The sequence below is a fragment of the Argonema antarcticum A004/B2 genome, assembly GCF_023333585.1.
Taxonomy (GTDB): Bacteria; Cyanobacteriota; Cyanobacteriia; order Cyanobacteriales; family Aerosakkonemataceae; genus Argonema; species Argonema antarcticum.
Genome location: NZ_JAIQZN010000015.1, coordinates 20,479 through 33,084, shown reverse-complemented (window position 1 = coordinate 33,084; position 12,606 = coordinate 20,479). Strand labels below are relative to the sequence as shown.

The window sequence follows — 12,606 nt, the reverse complement described above, 5'->3', positions numbered from 1 at the left end:
CCTTACCCTCTCTCCAGACCCAATAGATTTTTTCTCTCATTTTGGAATAAAGTTTGACACAAGACAGCACTGTCTTTGTTCAGATCATGCTGGCATAACTCTTGCCCTTAAACCAGTACTGAAGCGCTTCATTCCTATAAAAATCAACGTTTTTGTTGGCTTTGTCAATTGCCAGGAACTGCTGGGTGTTTTCTTCTAGTTTCGCTTCCGCTTCTGCCAATAGCATTGCATCCATAAAATTTTTGTGTACTATAGCACATAATTATTACATAATCCGAAATAAATATTTTATATATCCCTAAAAAAATTTATGGGGGACTGTAGAAGGTGCGATGGGTGTGGTCAAAAACAGTTGGTGATAGGGAGGACAAGGGGGACAAGGAGGACAAGGGGGACAAGGCCCAGAAGAAAAGCTTTTCGTTTCAACCAACTACTTATGACCGCACCCAGGTGCGATCGAAGCCTGTCTTTGCCGCACGTAGTTCGATATAATGAACCACTATGCTGAATTTAACCGGAAAAAACGCACTTGTAACCGGCATTGCCAACAATCGCTCGATCGCTTGGGGCATTGCCCAACAACTCCATAAAGCTGGTGCTAATCTTGGCATCACCTATCTACCCGATGAGAAAGGTAGATTTGAGAAGAAAGTGGCGGAACTGGTAGAACCGCTCAATCCTAGCTTGTTTTTGCCCTGTAACGTCCAGGATGAAGCCCAGATTCAAGCTACCTTCGAGGCTGTCCGCGAAAAGTGGGGTAGATTAGACATCCTGATCCATTGTCTTGCTTTTGCTAACAAAGAGGATTTATCAGGTGATTTTAGCCAAACTTCGCGGCAAGGATTTTCCCTGGCTCTTGATATTAGCGCTTACTCGCTGATCCAGCTAAGTGGGGCTGCTAAACCCTTGATGACCGAAGGTGGCAGTATCGTCACTTTAACCTATCTGGGCGGTGTGAAAGTGATTCCCAACTACAATGTGATGGGGATCGCCAAAGCGGCTTTGGAAATGAATGTCCGCTATCTGGCGTCTGAACTTGGCCCGCAGAATATTCGGGTAAATGGGATTTCGGCAGGCCCGATCCGCACTCTGGCTTCTTCAGCTGTTGGTGGTATCCTGGATATGATTCACCATGTTGAAGAGTTGGCACCGCTGCGGCGCACTGTAACTCAGACGGAAGTGGGGAATGCTGCTGCTTTCCTTTGCAGCGATTTAGCCAGCGGCATTACAGGTCAGATCCTGTATGTGGATGCTGGGTACGAAATAATGGGAATGTAGCTAGATTTTAATTGACAATGCAAATACGCGATCGCCAAATTTCACATCCCCACCCCCCAGAGCAAATTTTAACTGCTCGAACTGCTTCGGTTAAACGAACTACTGGCGAAACCGATGTCCAAGTGACTATCAATCTTGACGGTACAGGTGCTTGCATAGCTAAAACGGGAATTCCGTTTTTAGATCATATGCTGCACCAAATTTCTTCTCACGGATTGTTCGATCTCCAAGTCGAGGCGACAGGAGATTTGGAAATAGACGATCACCACACGAATGAAGATGTGGGGATTACATTGGGACAGGCGCTCTTGAAAGCGTTAGGCGATCGCAAAGGCATTGTCCGTTTTGGTAATTTCCTCGCGCCTTTGGATGAAGCTTTAATTCAGGTGGCGTTAGACTTTTCGGGACGCCCTCATTTAAGTTATGGTTTGGAGATTCCGACGCAGCGAGTTGGTACTTATGACACTCAGCTAGTACGGGAATTTTTTGTGGCGTTGGTAAATCATAGCCAGATGACGCTGCATATTCGTCAATTGGATGGTATTAATTCCCACCACATTATTGAAGCAACATTTAAGGCGTTTGCTAGGGCGATGCGAATGGCGGTGGAAATAGATCCGCGCCGTGCTAGTACGATTCCCAGTTCTAAGGGAGTTTTGTAGATTTAAACAGAGGGTAGGGGAGAGGGAAGCGATCGCTCATTTAAGCATCACTTTGTTAAAACAGGAGGAGTTTTAGCGTCAGATTTGAGAAGATACCCAGCTTTAGGTAAGCACTCCTCACGGAGTTTTTCACAAGGAATAGTTTCAATCATATCAGGGCTATTTTCATGAGGAATTTTTACTTCATAAACCAAGCCTAATTCTGCTTTCTTGAAAGCATCTCTTACATCAAGCGCTCCCGTTTCTACCTCTGTAAGTCTTTGCTGGGAAATTGGAACGCAAAGATACAGTTCAAAATCTTCTGTTTCATGCACCCAAACAGCTAGGAATATTTCTCCGGCTGAATTGCGACAAGAAAATAGTAGCGCTCGATTAAAGTAATCATATTCTTTAATTGTTTTCGGGACTGTGTTTGTACTAAAGCACTCAGCACTCAGCACTTTGCACTTTGCGATCGGCCCAGAGACAGGCGTCGGCCACCAAGGTATATATGTTATAAGAGTCATAATTCTTAACGTTTTTTAACCTTTATCAATGCTTAGTTCTCCCTCTGGCAAGTCCGGGTTCAAAGAATTCTTGACAAAAAGAGTTTTTTTTGGTATTGAAGCAAGTCCAGATCTAATAGCCATTTTACTGGTTTACCTAGTGAGGGGGATTTTGGGGTTGGCACGCCTAGCCATCAGCTTCTTCCTCAAAGATGAATTGGGGCTGAGTCCGGCTGAAGTTTCAGTCCTGATGGGAATAGCCGCCCTGCCCTGGGTAGTCAAACCGCTGTTTGGCTTTATATCCGATGGACTGCCGATATTTGGATATCGGCGGCGTCCTTACCTAGTTTTGGCAGGGTTACTGGGATCGGCTGCTTGGGTAAGTCTGGCAACTGTGGTTCACAGTACTTGGGCGGCGACAATTGCGATCGTCCTCAGTTCCCTTTCTTCGATGGTAAGTGACGTAATTGCCGACTCGCTAATCGTAGAACGAGCAAGAGAAGAGACTCTAAGCAAAGCAGGTTCGCTGCAATCCCTTGCCTGGGGTTCCACAGCGCTGGGAGGTTTGATAACTGCCTACTTAAGTGGATTTTTGTTAGAGCATTTCAGTACCCACACCGTATTTGGCATTACAGCCACTTTTCCGCTAATTGTATCTGCGATCGCCTGGTTAATTGCGGAAGAACCAGCGAGTCAGTCTCCCCATCTCTCCAATGTCGGGAACCAAGTAGACAAATTATGGAAAGCTCTCAGCCAGAAAGCAATCTGGATGCCTACAGTTTTTCTATTCATTTTGCAAGCCACCCCATCAGCTGACGTCGCCTTCTTCTTCTTCACCACCAACGAGCTGGGATTTGAACCGGAATTTCTGGGAAGAGTGCGCCTGGTAACGAGTTTGGCATCTCTGGTTGGCGTATGGCTGTTCCAGCGTTTCTTGAAAACAATACCCTTTCGGACGATTTTCGGTTGGACGATCGTCCTCTCTACAATCTTGGGCATGACCGTGCTTTTGCTTGTTACCCACACTAACCGCAGTTTGGGAATTGACGATCGCTGGTTCAGTATAGGAGACAGCCTCATCCTCACCGTTATGGGAGAAATTGCCTATATGCCCATCTTGGTGCTGGCAGCGCGGCTTTGCCCACCTGGTGTAGAAGCCACACTATTTGCTCTCCTGATGTCAGTGACAAATTTGGCATCGCTTCTCTCCTCTCAATTTGGAGCAATCTTGATGCACTGGTTGGGAATTAGCGCAACCAACTTTGACGCCCTCTGGCTGTTAGTTCTCATTACCAATCTCACGACGCTGTTGCCATTGCCGTTCCTGGGTTGGCTAGCAGAGGCAGACCTGCAAACACAGATTCAAACACCAAATTTACAAACATTGCCCGCTTTGGAGATCGACTCTATAACTTCCAAGCATCTGGCGCAACCTTTCTTACCAGACTTGATGTCTGAGTTGTCAATAGTTAAAGGTCACCAGTCAGAGGCAAAGGAAAAACAACTCATAACAGAAGACTGACAACTGACAACTGATAATTGACAAATTACGACCTATGCAGACTTTTCAACTTGACGAACACGCCTCTACATTTCCAGTAAAGTCATACAATCGTGCAGATTGGCAAGGAGGATATGAATCTCTCAAAGAAGAATTTGATTATTGGATTGATGATATAGAAGGACAAATTCCGAAAGAGCTACAGGGTACGCTATTTCGCAACGGCCCCGGTTTATTCGATCGCAACAATCACCGCGTGCAGCATCCTTTTGATGGGGATGGGATGATTTGTGCGATCGCATTTCAAAACGGTAGCGCCCACTTCCGCAACCGTTACGTCCGCACAGCTGGCTTTGTGGAAGAAGAAAAAGCCGGAAAATTTCTTTATCGCGGCGTTTTTGGCACCCAAAAACCAGGTGGCTGGTTAGCCAATGCTTTTGATTTTAAGCTGAAAAATATTGCTAATACTCAAGTTATCTACTGGGGTGGCAAACTATTAGCATTGTGGGAAGCAGCCGAACCTCATCGTCTAGATCCCCATACGCTAGAAACGCTAGGAATAGACTCCCTGGATGGAGTATTGCAGCCCGGTGACGCTTTTGCAGCCCATCCACGCATTGACAGCAACAGATTGGTCAACTTTGCCATCAAACCCGGTCTTTCCACAACTATAACTATCTACGAGTTAGACGAAACTGGTAAAGTTGTGCAGCGACACGCCCATTCAGTTCCTGGTTTCGCCTTCATCCACGATTTTGCCATTACACCAAACTATTGCATCTTCTTTCAAAACCCAGTAACTTTTAATCCCCTACCTTTTGTGCTGGGTTGGCAAGGTGCAGGCGAGTGCGTCAAGTTCCGTCCCGGCGAACCCACCCGCATTATCATCATTCCTCGCCATACTGATGTCGAAGATTCTTTAATCAAAAATCGTCAGGTGCAGATTTTTGAAACCCAGTCTGGTTTTGTTTTCCATCACGCCAATGCTTTTGAGCAGGACGATAAAATTTATATTGACTCGATTTGCTATGAGTCTTTACCGACGGTTGAGCCTAATTCAGATTACCGTCAGACAGATTTTGAGGCTCTCTCCCCTGGGCAGTTGTGGCGATTTGAACTGAAACCTGAAAATAAAACTGTGGGGAGTCAGATTTTAGAAAGCCGTTGCTGCGAATTTCCTTCTGTTCATCCGGCAAAAGTAGGGCAGCCTTATCGTTATCTTTATCTAGGGGCAGCTCATGCAGATGGGGGTAATGCACCCCTACAGGCGATCCTTAAAATTGACTTGACTTCTGGAGACAGACAACTATGGAGTGCAGCACCACAAGGCTTTGTCAGCGAGCCTGTTTTTGTGCCAAGGTCAAATGCTGATAAGGAAGATGATGGTTGGTTGCTAACTGTAGTTTATGACTCTATTCGCGATCGTTCTGATGTGGTAATTTTAGATGCTCGTGACTTGAATCAAGGACCTCTGGCTCGACTGCACCTCAAACATCATATCCCTTATGGTTTGCACGGTAGTTTTACACCAGAAATTTTTGGATCTACCGATGTCTGAGGCGATTTGAGCTAATGCTGTTAAAGGGAGATAGATAAAAAGATTCCTGTACCCCCATTTATTCTTTCTTTAGACAGTTGACGGTGGTAACTTTTTCGATCGTATTCTGTAAGAATGCTGGAAAATGGGTCTAACCCCCTTCCAGTTTTTTACCCCCCCTAAGCTTTATAGATGGGGCGTTTACAGATGGCCCAGATTAAATTCAGTATTGCGATTACGACATACAACCGCTTGTCTTTGCTGAAACGGGCGATTGATTCTGCTTTTGCACAAACTGTCCGTTGTGAAGTTGTGGTGGCTGATGACTGTTCCTCAGATGAGACGGAAGAATATATCCGCAGTTTGGGCTCTAGCATTGTCTACCATCGCAATCAATCTAACATGGGTCATGCAGCAACCATGAATGCGGCAGTGAATGCGGCGAGTGGAGATTGGATCAAGCCGATGGATGACGATGATTATCTGGCCCCCAACTGCATTGAGGAGATGACGCGAGCTCTAGCGCTGCGTCCCCAAGCCGTAATCTGCTCAACTCAAGCAGCTCAAGTCGATCTCAAACAAGTCGAAATTAGCCGAACAAGGAAAACCGGCCCAGGCAAAGTTTTCTATATTCCTCAAGAAGATATCCATTATGGAATGCTCATGGAGATGGTTCCTTTCGGCACTCCAATTCAAGTAGCTTTCAGCCGTGATGCTTTTCTCAAATCTGGTGCTTGGGATACTAAGTTAGATGTCTGTGATGATATTGACTCTTGGATACGAATTGCTCAATTTGGCGATGCCATTTTCATTAATCAGTGCCTTGCCTATCGCACGATTTGGCCTGGTGGTTACAATCAAAAATCCACTCTAGAAAAGCGGCTTGATATCAATATTTTGATGAAGGATAAGATCTATACTTTAGTCAGCGAAAAGCACCGCAAAATCGTTCCGAAAGTTCACGTTATTCAATCCTATCTAAAACTGCATTGGGCTTTGGTTGCTCTCAAAGAAAAAAAGTTTTTGATTGTGCTAAAACTTTGTTTACCATCGGTTTTTTCACTAGGAGCTTGGCAGCTTTTGGCAGCGGCAATCTTATCCCGTAAACCACAATATTATTCGCTGCAAAAGCAAATGTATACTAACATCTGGATAATGGCAAAGCTCTATGCTACGATCGGTAATGAATACCGCTATAGTATGCCGGATTTTCAGAATTTTCGAGCTTATCTACGACTGCGATGTAGCTGGAATGCTTGCAAACAAGGAAAGTTTATTAGTGCGATGAAAATTGCTTTTCCATCTGTATTATCTATGCCAGCTTGGAAGCTATTGGTAAAATCAGCTTTATTAGCTCAACAAACTAAAAAGCCCTTAATTCGCAAGTTAGTTTTGATTGATTAAGAGTATTCACACTTAGGTAATATTGTCAATTACGGAAAATGCCTCTTTAGGGGGAAACCGTTCCCGATTCTGGTGGTGCAATGTGGTAATAGGATGCAGTAGCGCCCGATCGCGTCTAATATCAATCCCAGCAAGTATAAAACCTGTATTGCAGGATACTGAAGCTGAGAGTTATTTCTAACATACTTCACGACAAGAAAAAATTGCGAAGTATTGGGCGACCTTGACACGCAGTTTAAATTACTTTCCACAAGGACTGGTTTCTGTGACATCACTACTACGAATTTCCCAAACAGCTGAAGAATCCTTAATTGCAGCCTTTTTCCGGGAATCGGAAGGCAAATGGCGTTCTGAACGACGCTACTATACCCTGCCGGATGGAGAAACTAAGGAAATGGTAAGTATCATCACAATTGAATTTTTGGAAACAGGAAGTGAAGAACTGGGCCAATTGGCACAACTGCATGGTTTAAGTGATGAAGCGTGTTTAAATTGTGGGGCTAAAGTCAGTTGGGAAAGCAAAGATTCCGTGACAGAACGCAAAGAATCTAAGGGTTCTACGCTGTTTGGAGCATTGGGAACAAAACTATATCGCGATCGCGGTTTTGCCACATCCAAACCAGTCACCGCCGAATATTACTTCCCCAATCCCAAAACATTGTGTTTGCGGACAGAGTACAACGGCTCTGTGTTTGAGGAAGAATTAAAACTAATCGGTACAAACTACCGCACGCGGCAAAGTATAATCTCTCGTGCGGGTGAGCAACTGATGATCGGTCAGTATTTGGAAAAGCGAATGTAGGAATTTTAGATTTTAGATTTAATTTTAAATCTAAAATCTAAAATCTAAAATTAATAGTGGCTACCCGACTTGCGATGATGCACGGCGGTTAGTCCTTCTGGATGTAGCACTTTGCCGTTTTCAACAGTGGCATAAACGACCCAGTGATCCCCACATTCCATGCGGTTTTGCACACTGCATTCCAGATAGGCGAGAGCGTCATTGAGGATGTAACAACCATTTCCCGCCTCTTGAGTGGCGACACCAGCAAATCGATCTTCTCCTGGGCCAAAAGGTTTGAGAAAGTGCTTCCGCAATTCCTTCCCTTCTCTCAAGATATTCAAAACAAATTTATCGCCTGTATGCGTCAGAGATTCAACCGCTCTATCCTTCGCGACAGAAACGGTAAGACCGGGGGGATTAAAAGTTGCCTGGGTAACCCAAGATGCTAACATGGCACTGGTAACTTCACCTCGCTTGGCTGTTAGCACGCAAAGGGAACCAACAATACGTCCTACAGCTTGTTCTGTACGATCGACTTGCGAATCGCTAACCCGTTGTCTAGGTACTGCGGCTTTTTTCGCCTTTTTCAGAGTTTGTGCAAAATCGGTTCCTGCTTCTTCGCAGAGTTTGAGCGTTACATCTGTGGGTTTGAATTTGACGCGAATAGGTTCAAATCCAAATTGATAGCCAGCGTCTTTTAATTTCCCTTCCAACAAATCTATCGCTTCGCCACTCCAACCAAAAGAACCAAATACACCAGCAAGCTTAGTTTTGGTAGCGGTAGATAGCACTATTCCGAGTGCAGTTTGAATTGGAGTGGGCGCATGACCTCCAAGCGTGGGAGAACCGATAATAAACCCAGCCGATTTTTCCACTGCTGCTTGAATTTCAGATGGTTCGGCAAATTCGCTGTTAATAGTTTCCACACCAACTCCAGCTTTGATAATGCCACGTGCGATCGCTTGCGCCAAAGTAGCAGTATTGCCGTATGCAGAAGCATAAATAAGCGCCACAGTCATATCTTGAGCTTGTTGCTTTTCGCTCCATTGCCGATAGGAATGGGTTAGCTCAGTCAGACTATAGCGCACCAGAGGGCCGTGACCAGTAGCATAGAACTTCACTGACAAATCAGCTAATTTGTCAAGGGCAGTTTCCACTTGACGAGCGTGGGGAGCCATGAGGCAATCGAAATAATAGCGCCGATCTTCGCTGAAAGCCGTCCAACCCTCGTCAAAAACCTGATCTCCGCAGATGTGGGCCCCGAAAAACTTATCGGTAAACAGAATTTCCGTTTGGGGATCGTAGGTGCAAAGTTGATCCGGCCAGCGGGGACTGGGTGTGGGGATGAATTTTATTTGATGGCCTTTACCTAAATCGAGGGTTTCTTCTCCGCGCACCACAGTAATTTTTAATTCTTGGTCTGGTAAGAGGCTACGTAGAGCGATCGCACCTGGATTAGAGCAAACAAAAGTAATCTGAGGAGCTAATTCTAGGAGTTGTTTCAGCGTTACTGTACGGTTAGGATTGACGTGACCGAGAATTACATACTCTATCTTTTTCACATCAAAGCGCTGCTGTAATGCCTTGAGAAACATTTCCGTAAATGATTCTCCTGGCGGGTCAAACAGAGCTTTTTTATCTCCTTGAATAACATAAGAATTGGCAGTTGTACCCCGTTGCAGGGCGTATTCGATTTCAAACTTGAGACGATCCCAGGTGCGCGATCGCAGTACTGTAGTTTCTGCACCTATCGGAAAAACTTGAACATCGCGAGGTTTGGTTTCTGTCATAGCCTCATAATTTTTAATAAGTGGATATGTACATTGGTTTTTATTATTTACATTCCATCTATCAACCTCTATTTTTCTGGTTTTTTATGTGTTGTTTGAGATTCTAATGATTCCATCGCTGCCAGATCTGATGTTTGTGGAAAGGCTTCTTTCCTTATTTCTGCCGCAACTGACACTAACCGAAGCTCTTCGAGCAGCTGACCTCCGACCCTAACTATGGAAGCAGCAGCCTCATCAGATAAATCTAATCCATGAATTGCTTCATGACAAACTGGTATAATTTCCTTTAGTACTCCCAGCCAATTAGTTGGTAAGTATTCTCTAGAAACAAGCTCCTCAGCTAAACCTAAAACACCTATTGGACGTGCATTAATGTCCATACCATTTTCATAAGCAATTCGTCTTATTTCTTCTTCTATTTCCATTCTTAATTTCGCCAAAGCTAATGAGTTGTCTAGACCAAATAGCTGATTTAAATTTAAATCCCACGGTGAATATTTAATTTGTATTTTTTCAGCCTTTTGGTTGATAATTTCATTATTTGAAGCATTTGCTTTCCCTTCAGCAATACTTAATCTTGCAAAAGCTTCATCAAAGGAAAACGAAACTGAATTAATTGACTCATCATTTATTTTTATCTCTTGTATAAACTGTTTAAAAGCAGCTAAAGAAGCAATCACAGTCATTCCTACAATTATTATTAATACTTGATTAATTCCTTCAGATAATTGCTTATTCTCAACTACAACAAGTAAATAAGCTGTAATTGAGGTAAGAATCATTCCGAGAATTAAGCTACGATAACTTATAGCTTGTGGAAATTTACTTGTCTTCATTCCTTCCTTTTCCTCCGCCTAAAGCTTCTTTGAGCAAATCTGGTGCAAGTTCATAAAGTCCTGCTCCTAATACAAGCAGCCCCGGATACATGAACCCACTGCTAACAAGCACTGTACCTATTGTAATAGCACCAATGGAAAGCCCTAGCCTACGCGCTACCTGTACTTTTTCGAGAAAGCGTCGATGTTCGCCCTCCTTACTAATCTCGTTCTGTCTAACTATAGCAACCGCCAGGGCGATTAAGCCAACTCCAACTGTTACATGAAGTCCATAATCCCTTACGGAGTAAGCTTTTCCCTCTTCCCTCTTCCCTAGCCCCTAGCCCCTAGCCCCTAGTCCCTAGCTATATCTCCCCGTTTTGTCTAATTATTTCCCCTCGCACCCGCGTCCAAAGTACAACGTCTTCAGAAGAGTTTGCTTTTACTAAACGCTCCTCAACCTGCGAAAGAGCTGTAGTTTCATCAGGAGGAGTGCCAGAAGGTTGCAATTCAGAATCTAAATTTTTAGCTAGTTCTCCCTTGTCTTCTGGCATCCTCCCACCCTGCAATTAATGCAAAAACTACGTAAACACTTTGATTTTAGTAGTAATTGCCCACTTTTCTGTGGTGAATGGCGGTGAGGGCTTCGGCTTTGGAAACGCGACCAGCTTGGACGGTGCTGTAGACGATCCAGTGGTCGCTGCATTCCATGCGACTTGCGACTTCGCACTCTACGTAGGCGAGGGCGTCTGTCAGAATTGGGCTACCGTTTTCAGATGTCTGGGTTTTGACGCCAGCAAAGCGATCGGCCCCTGGTGGGAAGCGTTTGAGGAAGTGTTTCATTAGGGCTTGGTAATTGCCTTCCTCTAAGATATTGAGAACGAAGCGATCGCCCACTTGCATCAATGACTCGATGGCCCGATCTTTGGCAACGGCAATTGTGATGCCCAACGGTTGGAAGCTGGCTTGCGTTACCCAAGACGCTAGCATCGCGCCATTGACATTGCCTTTCTTTGCTGTTATAATATACAATCCTCCGCTAATACGTCCCAATGCTTTCTCTAGGTCGTTATCGACGGATTTTCTTTGCTTGATAGCGCGATCGCGAGAAAGCAATTGTCCCAAGTCAGTACCCGCTTCTTCGCAAAGTTGATAGGTGGCTTCGTTGGGTGTGTCTTTAATCCGTATGGCTGGGAATCCTACTGTTAGACCGAGTTCCCTAAATTTGCTCACCAGGGGATCGACGGGTTCATCATCGCCACCATAACATTCAAAAATGCCGACAGTTTGCTTTTCTTTGGCAGCTGCTAATACAGTTCCTAAAGCAGATCGGGCTGTAGAGTTAGATGCTGGCGGTGTAGCGATCGCTAAGCCAGCCGATCGGCTTACCAGTTCCTGTACTTCTTGCGGATCGGCTGATTTCAAGTCCATCATCTCCACTGCGACGCCAGTTTTCGTGATGCCGTGGGCGATAGATTGAGAGAGGCGATCGCTGTATCCGTAATCTGAAATATAAAATACGGCTACATTTGTCTCTGCTTTAGTTTGCGCTTGACTCCACCGCCGGTAGCGACCCGTCAGTTCTTCAACGTGGTGGCGCAGCAGGGGGCCATGACCTGTGGCGATCGTACCTATTTCTGGCAATTCCCCCATCCGTTTTAAGGCAGATAGCACGGAACGGGCATTTGGCCCCATCAGGCAGTCGTAATAATAGCGGAAATCTTCATTAATCGCTGCCAAATCCTCATCAAAAGTGCGATCGGAACAGTAGTGCATCCCAAAGGCATCGCAGGTAAAGAGGATACTGGTTTTACGATCGAAGCTGAAGCTGGTATCGGGCCAGTGTAAATTGGGTGCAATCACGAATTCTAATTCGTGACCTTTACCTAAATCCAGCTTGTCGCCATTTTTGATTATCTGCCGTTTAAACGGACTGTGTACAAAATCCTCTAAAAACTGGATTGCCACCTTTGACCCCACCACAGTGACTTTGGGAGCCAGTTCCAGCATATCTTTGACTAAACCGCTGTGGTCTGGTTCGGTGTGGCTGATAATTAGGTAATCTATCTCTGCTGGGTCGATCAGACCTGCAAGAGTGTCTAAATAAAGTTGGCGAAACTTCGCGTGGGAGGTGTCAACTAAAGCCGTTTGCTCACCTCGAATTAGAAATGAATTATATGTTGTGCCGTTTTGCAGCCCAAATTCGATGTCGAAGCGATCGCGATCCCAGTCTAGCGATCGAATCGCTGTTGTTTCTGGCGCAACCTCGCTCGTCTCCATTGTCAACCGCTTTTGGGTTCTTTCGGTGAGCGCTACCATATCTAGTCTCCTTCTTGACAACCCACAGGTT

12 protein-coding genes are annotated in these 12,606 nt (G+C 45.0%); 6 read left to right on the top strand and 6 right to left on the bottom strand.

The features are described 5' to 3' along the window. Window positions 1–79: 79 nt before the first annotated feature. Complete coding sequence (locus LAY57_RS09170) at window positions 80–235, bottom strand: hypothetical protein (protein WP_249066105.1); 156 nt, start codon at window positions 233–235, stop codon at window positions 80–82. 266 nt (window positions 236–501) lie between these two features. Between LAY57_RS09170 and fabI the strand changes: the two genes are divergently transcribed. Beyond that, the gene (fabI, locus tag LAY57_RS09165; protein WP_249066104.1) at window positions 502–1,278 is read left to right on the top strand and encodes an enoyl-ACP reductase FabI; all 777 of its coding nucleotides are present in this window, start codon (window positions 502–504) and stop codon (window positions 1,276–1,278) included. Window positions 1,279–1,295: 17 nt separating this feature from the next. Next, window positions 1,296–1,940, top strand: coding sequence for an imidazoleglycerol-phosphate dehydratase HisB (gene hisB / locus LAY57_RS09160; RefSeq protein ID WP_249066160.1), 645 nt, complete (start codon window positions 1,296–1,298; stop codon window positions 1,938–1,940). A gap of 47 nt (window positions 1,941–1,987) precedes the next feature. Here the strand turns inward: hisB and LAY57_RS09155 are convergent, their stop codons facing one another. Further along, window positions 1,988–2,446: a DUF6575 domain-containing protein gene (locus tag LAY57_RS09155; protein WP_249066103.1), complete on the bottom strand. Its 459-nt coding sequence runs from the start codon at window positions 2,444–2,446 to the stop codon at window positions 1,988–1,990. Between the two features lie 28 nt (window positions 2,447–2,474). On the opposite strand from LAY57_RS09155, the gene LAY57_RS09150 reads away from it, so the two are divergent. The 4 genes from LAY57_RS09150 to LAY57_RS09135 all read left to right on the top strand — a co-directional run bounded on the left by LAY57_RS09150 (window position 2,475) and on the right by LAY57_RS09135 (window position 7,669). Further along, complete coding sequence (locus tag LAY57_RS09150) at window positions 2,475–3,947, top strand: folate/biopterin family MFS transporter (RefSeq protein WP_249066102.1); 1,473 nt, start codon at window positions 2,475–2,477, stop codon at window positions 3,945–3,947. Between the two features lie 34 nt (window positions 3,948–3,981). Next, window positions 3,982–5,484 (top strand): carotenoid oxygenase family protein, encoded by a 1,503-nt coding sequence (locus LAY57_RS09145; protein WP_249066101.1) that lies wholly within the window; start codon window positions 3,982–3,984, stop codon window positions 5,482–5,484. Window positions 5,485–5,670: 186 nt separating this feature from the next. Continuing rightward, a complete protein-coding gene (locus LAY57_RS09140) occupies window positions 5,671–6,867 on the top strand; it encodes a glycosyltransferase family 2 protein (RefSeq protein ID WP_249066100.1) in 1,197 nt (398 codons plus the stop codon). A 265-nt stretch (window positions 6,868–7,132) separates the two neighbouring features. Next, entirely contained in the window at window positions 7,133–7,669 is a 537-nt protein-coding gene (locus LAY57_RS09135) for a phycobiliprotein lyase (protein ID WP_249066099.1), read from the top strand. 50 nt (window positions 7,670–7,719) lie between these two features. Here the strand turns inward: LAY57_RS09135 and LAY57_RS09130 are convergent, their stop codons facing one another. From LAY57_RS09130 to LAY57_RS09115, 4 genes are all read right to left on the bottom strand, one after another. Then, on the bottom strand, window positions 7,720–9,441 hold the full coding sequence (locus tag LAY57_RS09130) for a diflavin flavoprotein (RefSeq protein WP_249066098.1): 1,722 nt from the start codon (window positions 9,439–9,441) through the stop codon (window positions 7,720–7,722). A 68-nt stretch (window positions 9,442–9,509) separates the two neighbouring features. Then, window positions 9,510–10,277, bottom strand: a complete 768-nt coding sequence (locus LAY57_RS09125; protein ID WP_249066097.1) for a hypothetical protein — start codon at window positions 10,275–10,277, stop codon at window positions 9,510–9,512. A gap of 344 nt (window positions 10,278–10,621) precedes the next feature. Further along, window positions 10,622–10,810 carry a hypothetical protein gene (locus LAY57_RS09120; RefSeq protein WP_249066096.1) on the bottom strand — a complete coding sequence of 63 codons (189 nt, stop codon included), beginning with the start codon at window positions 10,808–10,810 and terminating at the stop codon, window positions 10,622–10,624. 46 nt (window positions 10,811–10,856) lie between these two features. Next, window positions 10,857–12,575, bottom strand: coding sequence for a diflavin flavoprotein (locus LAY57_RS09115; protein WP_249066095.1), 1,719 nt, complete (start codon window positions 12,573–12,575; stop codon window positions 10,857–10,859). Window positions 12,576–12,606 lie beyond the last annotated feature (31 nt).